Source organism: Segatella hominis (assembly GCF_004535825.1).
GTDB classification, from domain to species: Bacteria; Bacteroidota; Bacteroidia; order Bacteroidales; family Bacteroidaceae; genus Prevotella; species Prevotella hominis.
Map to the genome: position 1 here is coordinate 20,794 of NZ_SGVY01000038.1, position 18,295 is coordinate 39,088.

The following is an 18,295-nucleotide window of genomic DNA, read 5'->3' on the forward strand; positions in this document are numbered from 1 at the left end:
TAAATTTTATATTTTGATTGCAAAAGTACTAAAAAAAACAGAAAAATCATATCACATAAGTTTGGTATTTTAATCGTTTTATACTGTTTTTGCATTTCCCGCCCTCTTTCATATAATAATTTGACGTTTCTTACGTTAGTTATTGATAAAGAAACAAATTTGAAATGAAACAGAAAATCATATATCTTGCCATCTTAGCATTCACTTTTGCTACACAGGCGATGGCTCAGGGATTCACGCTGCAAGGAAGGGTAACCGACCAGGACAACAACCCGGTTGAACTCGCCACCGTCTCCGTGCTCAAGCAGGGAAAAGTGGCATTTACCTCCTTAAAGGGTGAATTTAGCATGCACCTGCAATCAGCTGATAGCGTGGTAGTTAAGTTTACTATGATAGGATACAAACCTAAGGTACGTATCCTCCGTCATCCTAAAGGAAAACAAACCCTGCAAGTGGTTTTGTTTACCGATGACAATACGTTAGCAGAAGTACAGGTAACCGGACAGAAAATACAGACCGGACAAACCGAGGAACTGAAAGCAGAGGATGCCAAACTCGCACCATCGACATCTGGAAATGGCGTGGAAGGTCTCATCCAGCAACAGGCTGGTGTAAGTACGCACAATGAATTGTCATCGCAATATAATGTACGCGGTGGTGCCTTCGACGAAAATTCCGTATATATAAATAATGTGGAAGTATATCGCCCTTTGCTCGTGCGCAGCGGTCAGCAGGAAGGTCTATCTGTCATCAACCCCTATATGGTGGATAAAATCGGATTCTCTACGGGTGGATATGCTGCTAAATATGGCGACAAGATGAGTTCGGCACTCGACATCACCTATAAGAAACTGCAACCTAAAGGCAGCAAAAAGACCGTTACAGAAGGCACTTTAGCAGCCAGTCTTCTGGGTGCAGATGCCTACTTCGGACTGGGAACCAAGAAGTTGTCATGGCTCAACAGCATACGCTATAAGACTAATAGTTACCTGCTGGGAACCACCGATACAAAGGCCGAATACAAGCCGAATTTCCTCGACTACCAGACATACCTGAGCTATTGTCCCAACAAGCGGTGGAAGATAGATTTCATCGGAAATATCTCCGACAACCATTACAACTTTGTTCCCCACGACCGAGAGACAACATTCGGAACCCAGCAGGACGTAAAGAGTTTCAGAGTCTATTTCGACGGACAGGAAAAAGACCGTTTCCTCACCTACTTCGGTACACTCGGCATCACCCGTAACATCACCGACAAGACCAGTTTTTCTATCCTGGGAAGTGCCTTCTATAGCAAAGAACAGGAGAAATACGATATTCAGGGACAATACTGGCTCGACCAGACAGAAACCTCTGAAAATCTGGGTGTTGGAACCTATTTCGAACATGCACGCAACTATCTCACAGCCCGCGTCTTGAGTGCCAAGGCCATCCTGAAACACAAGACCAAAAAGCATGACATCGAAGTGGCATATACCTATAAGAAGGAACATATCTCTGAAAATTCTGTAGAATACGAGATGAGAGACAGCGCAGGCTATAGTGTTCCGCATAATGGAAAAGACCTCTATATGATATACTCGATGAAGGCAAGAAATACCCTCGATGCCAACCGCATGGAAGCCTATCTGCAGGACACCTATCGTTTCACGAGTCAGGGAGGACATAGCCATTTCACACTGAACTATGGTGTGCGCATGAGCCATTGGAGCCTCAACAAGGAAACTCTCTTCAGTCCTCGTATCTCTCTCGGTATTATCCCTTCCTATAGCGAGAACACCACATTGAGATTTGCAGCCGGACTCTACTATCAGGCACCATTCTTCAAGGAATTGCGCGATACATCTACGGTCAACGGCATCACCTATGCCACACTCAATGAAAAGATCAAGAGTCCGCGAAGCATCCACTTCATAGCAGGATACGACTACCGCTTCCGCATCAACAACCTGCGCTATCGTTTCACGGCAGAAGCCTACTACAAGGCATTGGGTAATCTGATTCCCTACTCTGTCAACAATGTCAAGGTGGTCTATTACGGAGAAAACAGAGCCAGCGGTCACGCTGCCGGTATCGACCTGAAACTCTATGGAGAATTTGTACCGGGAACAGATTCCTGGCTTACCTTCTCGCTGATGAATACACAGATGAAACTCAACGGAAAGGGCGTGCCGCTACCTACAGACCAGCGATTTGCCGTAAACCTCTTCTTCACGGATTACTTCCCAGGAACAGAGCGGTGGAGAATGTCGCTAAAACTTGCTCTGGCAGACGGTTTACCATTCTCTACACCACACAGAGAACTGGAGACCAATACCTTCCGAGCACCAGCCTACAAACGTGCCGACATCGGTATGAGCTATCGCCTGCTCGACAACAGCAAGGGCACCAAGAAGAGTATCTTCAAGAATATCTGGCTGGGTGTAGATTGCCTCAATCTCTTCGGTATCGACAACGTCAACAGCTATTACTGGGTAACAGACGTAACCAACCAGCAGTATGCAGTACCGAATTATCTGACAGGCAGACAGGTAAATGGCCGAGTCCTCATCGAATTCTAATCATTTCGGGTTGTCAGATTATTATTTCGGGTTGTCAGAAAGGCTAAAATGAACATTTAGCAGAACAAAATGAACATATTTTTGCATAATTCGTAATATTTAACCGCAGATAGTTCGCTATCTGCGGTTTTTTTAGTATCTTTGCCACCGATTTGTGCAACGTGGACCCATCCGTCCCATTGCATACACTCCATAGAATAAAAAACAATACATAATAATCAATTATGAGTAAACAAATAGAAAAGATTAAGGAGCTGATCGCAAAGCGCGAACAGGCTCGTCTTGGCGGTGGCGAGAAAGCTATCGAGAAGCAGCATGCACGTGGCAAATATACAGCTCGTGAGCGTATCGAAATGTTGGTAGATGCTGGCAGTTTCGAGGAGTACGACATGTTCAAATTGCACCGTTGCACCAACTTCGGTATGGAGAAGAAACAATACCTCGGTGATGGTGTCGTAGCAGGTAGTGCTACTATCGCTGGCCGCTTGGTTTATGTATATGCTCAGGACTTTACCGTAAATGGCGGTTCTCTCTCTGAGACTATGGCACAGAAAATTTGTAAGGTAATGGATATGGCTATGACCATGGGTGCACCTGTCATCTGCATGAACGACTCTGGTGGTGCACGTATCCAGGAAGGTATCTGCGCACTCGCTGGTTATGGTGAGATTTTCGAGCGCAACATCCTTGCTTCTGGTGTCATCCCACAGATTTCTGCCATCATGGGCCCTTGCGCCGGTGGTGCCGTTTACTCTCCAGGTTTGACCGACTTCATCATCATGAAGGAGCAGACATCTTATATGTTCCTGACTGGTCCTAAGGTGGTTAAGACTGTAACAGGCGAGGATATCGATGCTGAGCACCTCGGTGGTGCATCTGTCCATGCTACCAAGAGTGGTGTAACCCACTTCGCAGCTAAGACAGAGGAAGAGGCTATCGAGATGATCAAGAGCCTGCTCTCTTACATTCCAAGCAACAATACAGAAGAAGCTCCACGCATAGAGTGCACAGACCCTATCGACCGCATGGATGATTCCCTGAACGAGATTATTCCTGATGATCCAAACCAGGCATACGATATGTACAAGGTAATTGGTGCGATCACAGACAACGGCGAGTTCTTTGAGGTTCAGCCTAAGTTTGCCAAGAATATCATCACAGGTTTCGCTCGTTTCAATGGTCAGAGCGTGGGTATCGTAGCCAACCAGCCTGCTGCTTACGCAGGTGTGCTTGATGTAAATGCCAGCCGTAAGGCAGCTCGCTTCGTACGTTTCTGCGATGCATTCAACATTCCTATCGTATCTCTCGTTGACGTACCAGGATTCTTGCCAGGTACAGGTCAGGAGTACAACGCTGTCATCCTCCACGGTGCACAGTTGCTCTACGCTTACGGCGAGGCTACCGTGCCAAAGATCACTATCACATTGCGTAAGAGCTATGGTGGTAGCCATATCGTGATGGGTTGCAAGCAGTTGCGTGCTGACTTGAACTTCGCTTGGCCATCTTCAGAGATTGCCGTAATGGGTGCCAGCGGTGCTGTTGCAGTCCTCTGCGGTAAGGAAGCTAAGGCTAAGAAGGAAGCTGGCGAGGATGTAAAGGCATTCTTGGCAGAGAAGGAGCAGGAATATACAGACAAGTTTGCTAATCCTTATCAGGCTGCCCAGTATGGTTACATCGATGATGTTATCGAGCCACGCAATACTCGTTTCCGCATCTGCCGTGGTTTGGCTCAGCTCGCTACCAAGCGCCAGAACTTGCCTGCTAAGAAGCATGGTTGTATGCCAATGTAATGATATCATTAAACATTAGAATAAATGGATAAGAATATTTATGCTGCGATTGCCATGGCTCTCTATGAGTATCAGGGTAATAACGTACATGACAAGGAATCAGGCATCATCACCATCAAGCCACGTCAGACTATGTGGAATGCCAAGTTCCTGAGTTTAACAGCCAAACCATAAAGAATAAAAAATGAAAGAGTTTAAATATACAATCGACGGAAAAGAATATAAGGTTCAGATTGACGGTGTTGAGGGTAACATCGCAAGCGTGAACGTGAATGGCGAAGCTTACAAGGTGGAAATGGAACAGGAAGCTGAGCCAGAGAAGAAGAAGGTAGTGCTCGGTCAGCCTGCTGCTGCATCTGATGATGCTGAGGCTACTCCTGCTGCCAATGTCAACACAGCCAACGCTGTGAAGGCTCCTCTCCCTGGTACTATCACCAGCATCGAAGTTGCTGTAGGTCAGGAAGTGAAAGCTGGCGATACCGTTGTCGTTCTTGAAGCTATGAAGATGCAGAACAACATCGAGGCAGAGAAAGACGGTAAGGTAACTGCTATCTGCGTAAAGCCTGGTCAGGCTGTTCTCGAAGAGGATGCACTCATCGTTATCGAGTAATCTCCTCTCTTAAAACAAGATTCGTGTAAACGAAACTTCATATTTACGTCCCGATATATTCTTTTATATCGGGACGTTTTTTTGTCTGTCAGGGACCACTTTTATTTTTGCCTGCCCAGGGAAAAATTTTTGCGTGGGCACGCAGAAATTCTTCCTCGGGCAGACGGTTATTTTTCCACAGGGACAAACTTAAATTATTTTTCACCAAACAGACTTCATATTCTCCCTTCAGTACAGACCGAAGGTCTATTACTATCTGTCAGAAATCCACTCCAGCAGAGAAAGCAACCGGTATCAGATATGCACAAATCCGGCAGGAGCATTCAACCGCTGCCCTTTTGTTCTGACATACTTCAGAAACTCCACCACAACTGGGTTCTTCGGTTTTCCTGCCGTTACAAGATAAAGATTGCGGGCTGGCGGTGCAGGATATTTTCCCTTTGCAATAGCCTCCATCAGTTCATCCAAAGTTCCATAAAATTTTTCTTCCTCATCCAATTTTCCATTACCATTCACATCAATAGGAACGATGGCAATCCCTTTCGTGGGTTTATGCGTCTTATCATGATAGGCATAACCGATATTATTAATAAGAAGTAACAACCCAGAGGATTACACCTTATTATATATATAGGTGTATGAATCATAAAATATAGGAGATAAAGATATGGCTATTCAATTTGCTCACATAGGCTTACCAAAAACAAAGCTTTCCATAATAGCACCCCTAAATATACATACAATTGCTGTAAAAAATAGTATAAAAATACATTTTTTGCAGCAATTTGTTACTTTTTTCCAATTTTCTTTGGCAGTTTGACAGAAACTTTGTATTTTTGCGGTCAAGTTTTGTTTCAGCCCCGGTCGTTTCGGGGGGAGCACTACATTACCAACAAAAATCAATAACAAATGAAAGTATTAAAATTCGGCGGAACATCTGTTGGTTCCGTAAAAAGCATCCTCAGCTTAAAACGTATCGTAGAAAATGAGGCTAAGAAACAGAGTGTAGTGGTTGTCGTGAGCGCACTTGGTGGAATCACCGACAAACTTCTGCAAACGTCTCAGCTTGCCCTCAAGGGTGATGAACAATGGAAAGTCGAATTCGACGCCATGGTTGATCGCCACCACAAGATGATAGACACCATCATCACCGACACCTCAGACAGAGAAAACTTATTCAAATCGATCGATGCCCTCTTCGAGCAGTTGAAGAGCATCTATTTCGGTGTGTATCTCATCCACGATTTAAGCGAAAAGACACAGGATGCCATCGTGAGCTATGGAGAAAGGCTCAGTTCGAAGATCGTTGCCACATTGATTCGTGGCGCCAAGTGGTTTGACTCACGTAACTTCATCAAGACAGAGCGTATCAACGGAAAGCATACCCTCGATAGTGAGTTGACTAACAAATTGGTAAAGGATACCTTCGCAGAGCTGCCTCGCATCTCTCTCGTACCGGGTTTTATCAGCCGCGACAAGAATACCGAGCGTACTACCAACCTCGGACGTGGCGGTAGCGACTACACCGCAGCTATTATCGCAGCAGCACTCAATGCAGAAGTGCTTGAAATCTGGACCGATGTGGATGGCTTTATGACTGCAGACCCACGTGTCATCAAATCAGCTTACACAATCAACGAACTGAGTTACATCGAGGCGATGGAGCTTTGCAACTTTGGTGCAAAGGTCATCTACCCTCCTACTATCTACCCAGTTTGTGTCAAGAATATTCCTATCAAGGTCAAGAATACCTTCAACCCAGAGGCTCCTGGCACCATCATCAAGAACAAGATTGATGGCGACTCCAAACCTATCAAGGGTATTTCTTCTATCAATGGTACAGCACTTATTACCGTAACCGGTCTTTCCATGGTCGGTGTCATCGGTGTCAACCGCCGTATCTTTACCGCTCTTGCCAATGAAGGCATCTCTGTGTTCATGGTTTCCCAGGCATCTTCAGAGAACTCTACCTCTATCGGTGTAAGAGAGCAGGACGTAGAAGAAGCTGTAAGAGTATTGAATGAGGAATTCAAAAATGAGATTGCCGACGGCGCCATGTTCCCTATGCACGCAGAATGTGGTCTGGCTACCATCGCCATCGTAGGTGAAAACATGAAGCACGCTGCTGGTATCGCTGGTAAACTGTTCGGTACACTCGGACGAAGTGGTATCTCAGTCATCGCCTGTGCACAGGGTGCTTCAGAGACCAACATTTCTTTCGTAGTAAAGAGCGATTTCCTCCGCAAATCATTGAACGTATTACACGACAGTTTCTTCCTTTCAGAATACAAGGTGCTCAATCTCTTTATCTGCGGTGTGGGCACCGTGGGTGGCAAACTGATTGAGCAGATCAAGAACCAGTACGAAGAACTCAAGGAGCGCAACAAACTCAAGCTCAACGTGGTGGGTATTGCATCTTCCCACAATGCCATCTTCGACCGTGACGGTCTCGACCTCGACAATTATCGTGAGGCTCTGAAGGCTTCAGAACCAAGTACCAACGAGACCCTGAAGGAAAAGATTCTGAATATGAATATCTTCAACAGCGTATTCGTGGACTGTACTGCAAGCAAGGATGTGGCCAGTCTCTACCAGAGTCTTCTGGAGCACAACGTGAGCATCATCGCAGCCAACAAGATAGCTGCTTCCAGCGAATATGAGAACTATGAGCGATTGAAGAAGACGGCCATCCAGCGTGGTGTCGTATTCCGTTTTGAAACCAACGTAGGTGCTGGTCTTCCTATCATTGGAACTATCAACGACCTCCGAAACTCTGGTGACAAAATCCTTAAGATTGAGGCAGTTCTGTCTGGTACGCTCAACTTTATCTTTAATGCTATCTCTGGTGTCGTACCATTCTCTGAGACCGTTCGCCTCGCCAAAGAGAAGGGCTATAGCGAGCCAGATCCACGCATCGACCTGAGCGGTATGGACGTTGTACGCAAGTTGGTAATCCTCTCTCGTGAAGCAGGCTACCGCGTAGAACAAGATGACGTTGAAAAGAACCTCTTCGTACCTGACGAATACTTCCAGGGCAGTCTGGATGATTTCTGGAAGAAGTTGCCTGAGTTGGATGCAGAATTCGAGGCAAAGCGCAAGACCCTCGACATCGAGCACAAGCGCTGGCGCTTCGTGGCAACCCTCGATGGTGGCAAGACCAGCGTAGGCTTGCAGGCAGTAGGTCCAGAGCATCCGTTCTACAACCTCGAAGGCAGCAACAACATCGTATTGCTCACCACCGAGCGCTACAAGGAATACCCTATGATGATTCAGGGTTATGGAGCCGGAGCCAGCGTAACTGCAGCCGGTGTATTCGCCAACATCATGAGTATCGCCAACATTTAATCGTATCATACCATTAAAAGGATAACAATTATGAAGCATATTATCATACTTGGCGACGGCATGGCTGACCACCCAGTGGAGAGACTGGGTGGCAAGACCTTGCTGCAATACGCCAACAAACCATATATGGACATGCTTGCCAAGATGGGAAAGACAGGCAGACTCGTTACAGTACCAGACGGATTTCATCCAGGTTCAGAGGTAGCCAACAGTTCTATCATGGGCTACGACCAGAATGAAGTCTATGAGGGACGCGGTCCTTTGGAAGCAGCCAGCATCGGCTACGAGATGAGTCCGAATGATTTCGCCCTTCGCTGCAATATTATCAATGTGAACGATGGCATTATCATCACCCACAACGGAGGCAATCTGGAAACAGAGGATGCAGATGTACTCATCAAGTATCTGAACGAGAAACTCGCCAGTCAGTATCCTGGCATCGTGAAGTTTATCACAGGTATCCAATACCGACACCTCCTGATTATCAAGGGAGGTAATAAGTATGTGGATTGTGCTCCTCCTCACGATCATCCGAACGAGGAATGGAAACCACTTCTGGTAAAACCGATGGAGAACGTAGATGCAGCATTGCTCGCTGCGCATGACAAGGATGCCAACGGCAAGGCTATCGATCCGTTAGCCGATGAATACCGCATGAGCGCACAGCAGACTGCCGATCTCCTGAATGAACTGATTCTGAAGAGTCAGGAAATCCTGGAGAACCACCCTTTCAATGTGGCACGCAAGGAACGCGGAGAGCGCATGGCTAACATCATCTGGCCTTGGGGCGGCGGTTATCGTCCTCACATGCTCACGCTCTCACAGATGTATCCTCAGATCAAGCGAGGTTCTGTCATCTCTGCAGTCGATCTGATTCGCGGTATCGGTCATTATGCCGGTCTCCGTAACATCATCGTGGAAGGAGCGACAGGTCTTGCTGACACCAATTATGAAGGTAAGGCGCAGGCGGCTATTGATGCTCTGAAGGAAGGCGACGATTTCGTATATGTACATGTAGAAGCAAGCGATGAGGCCGGTCATGATGGCAATCTGGAGTTGAAGATCAAGACTATAGAAAACCTTGACAGAAGACTCATCAAGCCTATCTACGATGAGGTTTCCAAGTGGGATGAACCAGTATGCATCGCCATCCTGCCTGACCACCCTACTCCAGTAGAAATTCGCACCCATGTGAAGGAGCCAGTACCTTTCATCATCTACTACCCAGGCATAGCGCCTGACGAGGTAGAGAAATACGACGAGGTAAGTTGCGTACGTGGCAGCTATGGTCTGCTACAGCTGCAAGACTTCATGAATGCATTCATGGCCATCAAATAATGTTTATCAATTAAACAGACATCATTAACATAAAAAAAATTGGAAAAATGAAATATTATTCAACAAATAAGAAAGCACCGATTGCCGATCTTCACAAGGCAGTAGTAAAAGGTTTGGCAGAAGACCGCGGTCTCTACATGCCTGAAATCATCAAGAAGTTACCAAAGGAATTCTTCGACAATATCGAAAAGTTCTCTTTCCAGGAGATAGCTTATCAGGTGGCAGACGCTTTCTTTGGCGAGGATGTGGATGCAGACTCTTTGAAGAAAATCGTCTATGACACCTTGGCATTCGATTGCCCTGTCGTAGAGGTAGAACCAAACATCTACTCTCTGGAATTGTTCCATGGTCCTACTCTCGCTTTCAAGGATGTAGGTGCCCGTTTCATGGCCCGTCTGTTGCAATACTTCGTACGCCAGGAAGGCAAAGAAGAAGTGAATGTGCTCGTTGCCACATCTGGTGATACTGGTTCAGCCGTAGCCAATGGATTCCTCGGCGTAGAGGGCATTCATGTCTATGTACTCTATCCAAAGGGTAAGGTGAGCAAGATTCAGGAAAGCCAGTTTACGACCCTCGGTCAGAACATCACAGCCCTTGAGGTGGATGGCGTTTTCGATGACTGTCAGGCACTCGTAAAATCAGCTTTCATGGATGAGGAACTGAATAAGCACATGAAGTTGACTTCAGCCAACTCTATCAATGTAGCTCGCTTCCTGCCTCAGGCATTCTACTATTTCAATGCCTATGCACGTATGAAGGAGAAAGGATTGGCAGACAAGTTGGTAATCTGTGTACCAAGCGGAAACTTCGGTAATATCACAGCCGGTCTGTTCGGTCACGAGATGGGCTTGCCTATCCACCGCTTCATCGCAGCCAACAATGCCAACGATATTTTCTACAACTACCTGCAGACAGGTGAGTACAAACCTCAGCCAAGCAAGGCAACCATTGCCAACGCAATGGACGTAGGCGACCCAAGCAATTTCGCCCGCATCTATGATCTCTACAAGGGCAATCATGATGCCATCACAGCCTATATCAGCGGTGCCACCTACAAGGACGATCAGATAGCAGAGACCATGAAGCAATGCTACAATGACACCAAGTATGTACTTGACCCTCATGGCGCTTGCGGTTATCGTGCCCTGAAAGAGCAGTTGAAACCAGGCGAAGTAGGTGTATTTCTGGAGACCGCTCACCCAGCCAAGTTCAAGGAGAAGGTAGATAGCATCCTCGGTTCTGACATCGAGATTCCTGCACGCCTTGCCGAGTTTATGAAGGGCAAGAAGCAGAGCATCGAAATGACCAAGGACTTCGCTTCATTCAAGAACTATCTGATGAACGAATAAAACATGTGAACGAATAAAAAGACACATGTGGAACGAATAAAAAGACAAAAGTTTCTCTCTTTGCAACCCATCATCTAAATGGAATGGCAAGCAATCAGAAAACATCATAAGAGCCTTTCTGTTTTTTCGGCAGAAAGGCTTTTTTGTGCTTTGTGGACGTCTATTTGTAAACTCCATATTACAGATTTACAACAATTAGCACAAAAATTCTATAATTCATAGCCAATAATTTGGCAGTATCAAATAAAATTATTATTTTTGCCTACAGTTTCAGCAGGACAATCATGATTAGCAGCGGCAAGCTCTCCTAAAGCCCATCCTATGCGAAGTTGTGCAGTATCCATGCAAAGTAGTAAATAAGTTAATAACAACTAAAATAAAATTTAGGTAAAATGAAAATTGAAGATTTTAACTTTGCCGGTCACAAGGCAATCGTACGCGTTGATTTCAATGTGCCATTGGATGAGAATGGTAATGTAACTGACGACACTCGTATCCGTGGTGCCCTCCCTACTTTGAAGAAGGTACTCGCAGACGGTGGTGCTCTTATCATGATGAGCCACATGGGCAAGCCAAAGGGCAAAGTTAAACCAGAACTTTCTCTTTCTCAGATTGTAAAGAACGTTTCTGACGCTCTCGGTGTAGAGGTTAAGTTTGCTAAGGACTGCGGTAACGCTGATGCTGAGGCTGCTGCCTTGAAGCCAGGTGAGGCTCTCTTGCTCGAGAACCTTCGTTTCTACCCAGAAGAGGAAGGCAAGCCAGTTGGCGTAGAGAAGGGTACTCCTGAGTTCGACGCTGCCAAGGCTGAGATGAAGGAACGCCAGAAGAAGTTCGCTGCTAAGTTGGCTTCTTACGCTGATGTATATGTAATGGACGCATTCGGTACAGCTCACCGCAAGCACGCTTCTACTGCAGTTATCGCTGACAGCTTCGATAAGGACCACAAGATGCTCGGCTTCTTGATGGAGAAGGAAGTAAAGGCTGTTGACGCAGTACTCGGCAACATCAAGCGCCCATTCACAGCTATCATGGGTGGTTCTAAGGTTTCTACTAAGATCGGTATCATCGAGAACTTGTTGACCAAGGTTGACAACCTCATTCTCTGCGGTGGTATGACTTATACATTCTCTAAGGCTCTCGGTGGCAAGATCGGTATGTCTATCTGCGAGGATGACAAGCTCGACGTTGCTCTCGATGTAATCAAGAAGGCTAAGGAGAACGGCGTAAACCTCGTACTCGGTACAGACTCTATCTGCGGTGACGATTTCAAGAACGACTGCAATACACAGGTTTGCCCATCTAACAACATCCCTGACGGTTGGGAGGGTATGGACGCAGGTCCTGAGACTCGCAAGGCTTTCGCTGCAGCTATCAAGGGTGCTAAGACTATCCTCTGGAACGGTCCTGCTGGTGTATTCGAGTTCGACAACTTCGCTGGTGGTTCTAAGGCAATTGCTGACGCAATCGCTGAGGCTACTAAGGAGGGTGCATTCTCTCTCATCGGTGGTGGTGACTCTGTAGCTTGTATCAACAAGTTCGGCTTGGCTGATCAGGTTTCTTACATCTCTACAGGTGGTGGTGCTCTTCTCGAGGCTATCGAGGGTAAGGTATTGCCAGGTGTAGCTGCTATCGAGAAGTAATAGCTAAACACATTTAATTATCTAAAAGTAATCGTCAGGACTTTCCCGGATTTCAGGAAATATTCCTATAGAAAGCTTGAAGATAAAGGAAAATATAAGTTCGAGGGCATCCTCTTTGGTGGTGTCCTCGAATTTTCAGTTTTAGCAAATACCCCTAAGAATCTACAACTTAACAATAATAATGGATTGGATCATTAATCTATTTACCAATACGGAATCCGTGGCTCACATCGCCCTACTCTATGCGATTGTCATTGCCATCGGCGTGTATCTCGGTAAAATCAAAATCGGAGGTATCTCTTTAGGTGTAACCTTCGTTCTCTTCGCTGGCATTCTCGCAGGTCATGTGGGATTCACAGCACCAAAGGATATCCTGACTTTCATACAAGACTTCGGATTGATTCTCTTTGTCTTCATGATTGGTCTTCAGGTAGGTCCTGGTTTCTTCGAGAGTTTCAAGAAAGGTGGTGTCACCCTTAACTTGCTCTCTACAGGAGCCATTTTCCTCAACGTATGCGTGATGTTTGCATGCTACTACTTGTTCTTTGACACAAGCAATCCTAACAACCTTCCGATGATGGTAGGTACGCTCTATGGTGCTGTAACCAATACCCCAGGTCTTGGTGCTGCCAATGAAGCGTTGCTCAGCGTATTCCCTAATGGTGCGCCAAGTATTGCCAATGGTTATGCTTGCGCCTACCCTCTTGGTGTGGTTGGCATCATTGGCGCTACCATTCTGATCAAGTATATCTGCAAGGTAAACCCTCAAGAGGAGGAAGAACAGTTGAACATGGAAGATGCAGCCAACCCACATGCCAAGGCACACAACATGCACTTGCGTGTGGAGAATGCTTATATCGCAGGTCGCACATTACGTGAAGTATCAGAGTTTTTGAACCGCGACATTGTATGCTCACGTCTCTTGCACAAGGGCGAGGTGAGCATTCCAAATAGTAAGACAACCTTTGAGGTAGGCGACGAGCTCCTCGTAGTTTGTGCTGAGGCTGATGCAGAAGCGATCAAGGCATTCATCGGCCCTGAGATTGATGCAGAATGGGACCGCGAAAAGGATGAGGTTCAGCACTTTGTTTCCCGCCGCATTATCGTTACCCGTCCAGAAATGAATGGTAAGACCCTCGGTAAGATGCACTTCGCCAGCGTATATGGCGTGAACGTAACCCGTATCTCCCGTCAGGGAATGGACATTTTTGCAGGCCGCAACCACCACTTCCACGTAGGTGACAAGATTTTGGTAGTAGGTCCTGAAGAGAATGTAAACCGTGTGGCAGAAATGATGGGTAACTCCGTGAAGCGTCTGGATGCACCTAACATCGCAACCATCTTCGTAGGTATCATGGTAGGTATCATCTTCGGTAGCCTCCCATTTGCAGTACCAGGAATGCCAGTTCCTCTGAAATTAGGTATCGCGGGTGGTCCGCTGATCATCGCTATTTTGATCGGCCGATTCGGTTATCACTTCAAACTGGTGACTTATACGACCACCTCTGCCAACATGATGCTACGAGAAATCGGACTGGTATTGTTCCTGGCAAGTGTGGGAATCAAGGCTGGTGCAGGATTCTGGGATACAGTAGTACAGGGAGACGGACTGAAATACGTAGGTTGCGGTTTCCTCATTACAGTCATCCCTATCCTGATAATCGGAACCATCGCCCGTCTGAAGTATAAGTTCAACTACTTCACCATCATGGGTATGCTTGCAGGTACCTATACCGACCCACCAGCATTAGCTTATGCAAATGCTTCATGCTCGAAAGAGGCTCCTGCAGTAGGCTATTCTACCGTTTATCCGTTGAGTATGTTCCTCAGAATTTTCTCGGCACAGATTGTCGTTTTGTTCTTCTGCGGATAATATAGCTTACAATTACTGAAATAAGCTTAACAAAAAGTTATAAATTATAAAGAGGTGCGCATTTTTCAAAAAATGTGCACCTTTTTTATGGTTTATTCCCAAATAATTCGTATCTTTGAGCCAAGAAACCTAAGAATAACCCTTTAACGTTAGAAGCGTATGAAAAAATTGGGACTTATATTAAGCATAGGGTTCATCACATCCTTGCCCACTTGGAGCCAAGGAGCCAAAAGCATCCGGATAACGGAGGTGATGACCAACAACCGTACAAGCATTGTGGATGAGTACGGTGCACATAAATCATGGGTGGAGCTATCCAATTCCTCGTTTACAACCTACAACATTCGCGGTATGTTCCTGACTACCGACCGGAGAGTTCTCGACAAAAAGATGTCGCCCGAAGAACGGCGAAAGCTGATGTGTCCTCTGCCGAACAACGAGCCTCGCACAACCTTGGCTGGCAAGAAAAGTGTGATCATCTACGACCGCTATATCTGGTATGAAGATTCGGAAGAAACATGCCCAGACTGTTTTCCTAAGGGAAAAGGACACTTCAGATGGTTGAGTGAAGGTACAGGACCTTTCCAACTAAAACTCGGATTAGTCCCTCTCAAGGAAATAGCAGATGCATTCCATGAAAAAAACAACTGGATCGCTCTCTACGATGGTAATGCTGTAGATCTGATAGACTCTATCAGCATTCCGTGGTTGGCAGCAGATCAATCCTATGCTCTGACCAGCGATTTCAAGACTTGGAAAATCTGCAATTTGGAAGAAACAACACCAGGTTACCTACCACAGCCAAATGGTCTGAGCAAACCCCAGATACTCAAGAAAACAGATCCATACGGCGTTGGCATCGCCGTACTTTCCATGGGCATCGTCTTCTCCTGCCTTGCCCTCCTCTTCATCTTCTTCTGGGCTTTCGGCGCTTACATGAAGCACAAACAGCGTATTGCTCGTGCTACGGAGAAACACGCCAACCTATTATATAAGACAGGAAAGAAGACTATAGAAGTGACATCAGAAATCAGTCACAAGACCAACGTGATGCTCAAGGATGGTTTGACAACCAAGGGTATTGACAAGGAAATCTATATGGCTGTCATTTCATTGGCGCTGAAAGAATACCTGGAGGATGTACATGATATTGAATCCGGTATCATCACCATCAAACCAAAACAGACAAGATGGAATGCCCCGAATTTTAATAATAAGTGAAGAGTGAAGAACGAAGAGTGAAGAACTCAATAGCTTTACTGATTCAAAATATAAATATTAAAGATTTAAAACTATGGCAAAGTATCAATATACTGTCAAGGGTGTCGATTACGAAGTCGAAATCCAAGACATCGAAGGCAATATCGCCAACGTGACCGTGAATGGAATCCCATTCGAAGTGGAAATGAAGCAACCTGTGAAAGCCGGTAAGCAGAAAGTAAAACTGAGTGAAGAACGAAGAGCAGAAGGAAGTGAAGAACGAAGAGTGAAGAGTGAAGAATCCAATAGCTCTTCTGCCTCTGCAGCAAGTACAAGTTCGGCACCAACGGCAGCAGCCGGTAAGCCTGTGGTAGCCCCTCTGCCTGGTACTATCAACGAAATCAAGGTAAAGGTAGGCGACAAGGTGAATGCTGGAGATACGGTTGTCATCCTTGAAGCCATGAAGATGCAGAATAATATCGAGGCTGAAACTTCCGGAACCATCACAAGTATCAACGTGAACAAGGGCGATGCCGTGATGGAAGGCGATACGTTAGTAACCATTAAATAGATAGCTTATGGATTTCATCATACAAAACTTTCATGAGTTCCTGACCTATACGGGCTTTGCCAATGCCACGGCAGGAAATCTCATCATGATCTTAGTGGGAGCCATCTTCATCTGGCTCGCCATCAAGAAGGATTTCGAACCTTTGCTTCTCGTGCCTATCGGACTGGGCATCATCCTTGGCAACATCCCCTTCCGTGCTGATGCAGGACTCGAAATCGGTCTTTACGAGGACAACTCCGTACTCAATATTTTCTATCAGGGAGTAAAACAGGGATGGTATCCGCCACTCGTCTTCCTGGGTATTGGAGCTATGACAGACTTCTCGGCACTCATCAGCAATCCGAAACTGATTCTTATCGGAGCCGCCGCCCAGTTTGGTATTTTCGGAGCATACATGATAGCCTTAGCTTTAGGATTCGAGCCTAATCAGGCTGCAGGTATTGCCATCATTGGTGGAGCCGACGGACCTACCGCCATCTTCCTCTCCAGCAAGTTGAGCCCAAACCTGATGGGAGCCATTGCGGTTTGTGCCTACTCCTACATGGCGTTAGTGCCTGTGATTCAGCCACCTTTGATGCGACTTCTTACCACCAAGAAAGAGCGTGTCATCAAGATGAAACCAGCTCGCCAAGTAAGTCAGACCGAGAAGATACTCTTCCCTATCATCGGTTTATTGCTTACCACTTTTATCGTGCCAAGCGGTTTGCCACTACTCGGTATGCTTTTCTTCGGAAATCTCCTGAAAGAGAGTGGAAAGACAACAAGACTCGCCAAGACAGCTGGCAGCAGCCTGAACGACATCGTGGTGATGCTCCTCGGTCTGACAGTAGGATGTTCCACCCAGGCATCAGAATTTCTGACCCTCAACACCATCAAGATTTTCGCCCTTGGTGCCTTGGCATTCATTATAGCCTCAGCAAGCGGCATTCTCTTTGTGAAACTGATGAACCTGTTCTTGCCGAAAGACAAGAAACTGAATCCGCTGATTGGTAATGCAGGCGTGAGTGCTGTACCGATGAGCGCCCGCATCTCCAACAATCTCGGTTTGGAATACGACCGCCACAACTTCCTGCTCATGCACGCTATGGGACCAAATGTGGCAGGTGTTATCGGTTCGGCAGTAGCAGCCGGTGCCTTGCTCGGCTTCCTGAATTAAAATTCTCAAATAATAAGAGGATATGTCATAAGGCTATGATACATCCTCTTTTTCGTTTCACCAGAGATTTTCTTCATCAGACGAATAAAATTGCGCCATGTACTTATGGCACACCTTTATACTATATTTATAAAAGAAATCTGGCAAGATCCGATACTCAAAATTTGTATCGAATCTTGCCAGAAACTATATCTGATAAAGAACTATTTCAGATTAAACAGAAAGAATTTCCAGTTTTCCCTGATAAGAAACCACGATTTTAACCTGATAACTCAGCGAACTGTCAGGCATGGCCAAGACAGCCAGGTAATGAATCCCCTTTTCGTCTATCCTCTCAAAGAGCAGGTCACTCAACACAGCCTGTTCCAAGAAAGATTCAGGCACCTTGTTCTCAAAATCTTTCTTTTTGAAATCATGAGAGAAAAGTTTGTTGGCACCATGGAACACGTTGAGATTGATAATATTCCTTAATTCCGCAACACTATAATTTAACTTTATTTATAAGTTCCTGAGCAACAAAAAGTTGCCCAGGATTTTGCCATGTCAGAATTTTCACTTATCTTAGTGTTGCAAAAAGAAAACAAGCAAAACTCTAATATGACATGGCAAAAATACAAATTAAATCTGAGAAACTCACACCTTTTGGAGGAATTTTTTCAATCATGGAGAAATTTGACTCCATGCTTTCACCCGTTATCGACTCAACACTGGGTCAGAGATGCAGCAGTATCTTCGGATATCAGTTCAGCGAGATAGTCCGTTCGCTGATGAGCGTTTATTTCTGTGGCGGCTCATGCGTGGAAGATGTAACGTCACAACTGATGCGCCATCTCTCGTATCATCCTACCCTTCGTACATG

At 45.9% G+C, this 18,295-nt stretch carries 14 protein-coding genes and 1 pseudogene; 13 read left to right on the plus strand and 2 right to left on the minus strand.

Annotated elements, in window-relative coordinates; translation table 11 throughout:
* Positions 1 to 164: 164 nt before the first annotated feature.
* From EXN75_RS12445 to EXN75_RS12455, 4 genes are all read left to right on the plus strand, one after another.
* The gene (locus EXN75_RS12445) at positions 165 to 2,564 is read left to right on the plus strand and encodes a TonB-dependent receptor (protein ID WP_134844059.1); all 2,400 of its coding nucleotides are present in this window, start codon (positions 165 to 167) and stop codon (positions 2,562 to 2,564) included.
* 224 nt (positions 2,565 to 2,788) lie between these two features.
* On the plus strand, positions 2,789 to 4,354 hold the full coding sequence (locus EXN75_RS12450) for an acyl-CoA carboxylase subunit beta (protein WP_134844060.1): 1,566 nt from the start codon (positions 2,789 to 2,791) through the stop codon (positions 4,352 to 4,354).
* A 24-nt stretch (positions 4,355 to 4,378) separates the two neighbouring features.
* A complete protein-coding gene (locus EXN75_RS17765; RefSeq protein ID WP_022111024.1) occupies positions 4,379 to 4,528 on the plus strand; it encodes a hypothetical protein in 150 nt (49 codons plus the stop codon).
* A gap of 10 nt (positions 4,529 to 4,538) precedes the next feature.
* Positions 4,539 to 4,964: a biotin/lipoyl-containing protein gene (locus EXN75_RS12455; RefSeq protein WP_022111025.1), complete on the plus strand. Its 426-nt coding sequence runs from the start codon at positions 4,539 to 4,541 to the stop codon at positions 4,962 to 4,964.
* A 294-nt stretch (positions 4,965 to 5,258) separates the two neighbouring features.
* Here the strand turns inward: EXN75_RS12455 and EXN75_RS12460 are convergent, their stop codons facing one another.
* Complete coding sequence (locus EXN75_RS12460) at positions 5,259 to 5,567, minus strand: hypothetical protein (protein WP_118116974.1); 309 nt, start codon at positions 5,565 to 5,567, stop codon at positions 5,259 to 5,261.
* 306 nt (positions 5,568 to 5,873) lie between these two features.
* Here EXN75_RS12460 and thrA point away from each other — a divergent pair, with 306 nt between their 5' ends.
* The 8 genes from thrA (at position 5,874) to EXN75_RS12500 (ending at position 17,436) form a co-directional block, all read left to right on the plus strand.
* Positions 5,874 to 8,309, plus strand: a complete 2,436-nt coding sequence (gene thrA / locus EXN75_RS12465) for a bifunctional aspartate kinase/homoserine dehydrogenase I (RefSeq protein WP_134844061.1) — start codon at positions 5,874 to 5,876, stop codon at positions 8,307 to 8,309.
* A 30-nt stretch (positions 8,310 to 8,339) separates the two neighbouring features.
* Complete coding sequence (locus EXN75_RS12470) at positions 8,340 to 9,647, plus strand: cofactor-independent phosphoglycerate mutase (RefSeq protein WP_134844062.1); 1,308 nt, start codon at positions 8,340 to 8,342, stop codon at positions 9,645 to 9,647.
* 47 nt (positions 9,648 to 9,694) lie between these two features.
* Positions 9,695 to 10,996: a threonine synthase gene (gene thrC, locus EXN75_RS12475; protein WP_022111030.1), complete on the plus strand. Its 1,302-nt coding sequence runs from the start codon at positions 9,695 to 9,697 to the stop codon at positions 10,994 to 10,996.
* Positions 10,997 to 11,388: 392 nt separating this feature from the next.
* Positions 11,389 to 12,636 (plus strand): phosphoglycerate kinase, encoded by a 1,248-nt coding sequence (locus EXN75_RS12480; protein ID WP_134844063.1) that lies wholly within the window; start codon positions 11,389 to 11,391, stop codon positions 12,634 to 12,636.
* A 181-nt stretch (positions 12,637 to 12,817) separates the two neighbouring features.
* Positions 12,818 to 14,509: a putative transporter gene (locus tag EXN75_RS12485; RefSeq protein ID WP_134844064.1), complete on the plus strand. Its 1,692-nt coding sequence runs from the start codon at positions 12,818 to 12,820 to the stop codon at positions 14,507 to 14,509.
* A 159-nt stretch (positions 14,510 to 14,668) separates the two neighbouring features.
* A complete protein-coding gene (locus EXN75_RS12490) occupies positions 14,669 to 15,730 on the plus strand; it encodes an OadG family protein (protein WP_118116967.1) in 1,062 nt (353 codons plus the stop codon).
* Between the two features lie 73 nt (positions 15,731 to 15,803).
* The gene (locus EXN75_RS12495) at positions 15,804 to 16,280 is read left to right on the plus strand and encodes an acetyl-CoA carboxylase biotin carboxyl carrier protein subunit (RefSeq protein WP_022111034.1); all 477 of its coding nucleotides are present in this window, start codon (positions 15,804 to 15,806) and stop codon (positions 16,278 to 16,280) included.
* Between the two features lie 7 nt (positions 16,281 to 16,287).
* A complete protein-coding gene (locus EXN75_RS12500) occupies positions 16,288 to 17,436 on the plus strand; it encodes a sodium ion-translocating decarboxylase subunit beta (protein WP_022111035.1) in 1,149 nt (382 codons plus the stop codon).
* Positions 17,437 to 17,649: 213 nt separating this feature from the next.
* Here EXN75_RS12500 and EXN75_RS12505 read toward each other — a convergent pair whose 3' ends face one another.
* On the minus strand, positions 17,650 to 17,934 hold the full coding sequence (locus tag EXN75_RS12505; RefSeq protein WP_134844065.1) for a DUF4738 domain-containing protein: 285 nt from the start codon (positions 17,932 to 17,934) through the stop codon (positions 17,650 to 17,652).
* A 104-nt stretch (positions 17,935 to 18,038) separates the two neighbouring features.
* Here EXN75_RS12505 and EXN75_RS12510 point away from each other — a divergent pair.
* Positions 18,039 to 18,295: pseudogene (locus EXN75_RS12510) on the plus strand (IS1380 family transposase); the annotation flags it as partial.

Bases quoted from the DNA above. Each gene is read 5' to 3' on its own strand.
- EXN75_RS12445 (WP_134844059.1), top strand. From the start codon at position 165: ATGAAACAGAAAATCATATATCTTGCCATCTTAGCATTCACTTTTGCT.
- EXN75_RS12450 (WP_134844060.1), top strand. From the start codon at position 2,789: ATGAGTAAACAAATAGAAAAGATTAAGGAGCTGATCGCAAAGCGCGAA.
- EXN75_RS17765 (WP_022111024.1), top strand. From the start codon at position 4,379: ATGGATAAGAATATTTATGCTGCGATTGCCATGGCTCTCTATGAGTAT.
- EXN75_RS12455 (WP_022111025.1), top strand. From the start codon at position 4,539: ATGAAAGAGTTTAAATATACAATCGACGGAAAAGAATATAAGGTTCAG.
- thrA (WP_134844061.1), top strand. From the start codon at position 5,874: ATGAAAGTATTAAAATTCGGCGGAACATCTGTTGGTTCCGTAAAAAGC.
- EXN75_RS12470 (WP_134844062.1), top strand. From the start codon at position 8,340: ATGAAGCATATTATCATACTTGGCGACGGCATGGCTGACCACCCAGTG.
- thrC (WP_022111030.1), top strand. From the start codon at position 9,695: ATGAAATATTATTCAACAAATAAGAAAGCACCGATTGCCGATCTTCAC.
- EXN75_RS12480 (WP_134844063.1), top strand. From the start codon at position 11,389: ATGAAAATTGAAGATTTTAACTTTGCCGGTCACAAGGCAATCGTACGC.
- EXN75_RS12485 (WP_134844064.1), top strand. From the start codon at position 12,818: ATGGATTGGATCATTAATCTATTTACCAATACGGAATCCGTGGCTCAC.
- EXN75_RS12490 (WP_118116967.1), top strand. From the start codon at position 14,669: ATGAAAAAATTGGGACTTATATTAAGCATAGGGTTCATCACATCCTTG.
- EXN75_RS12495 (WP_022111034.1), top strand. From the start codon at position 15,804: ATGGCAAAGTATCAATATACTGTCAAGGGTGTCGATTACGAAGTCGAA.
- EXN75_RS12500 (WP_022111035.1), top strand. From the start codon at position 16,288: ATGGATTTCATCATACAAAACTTTCATGAGTTCCTGACCTATACGGGC.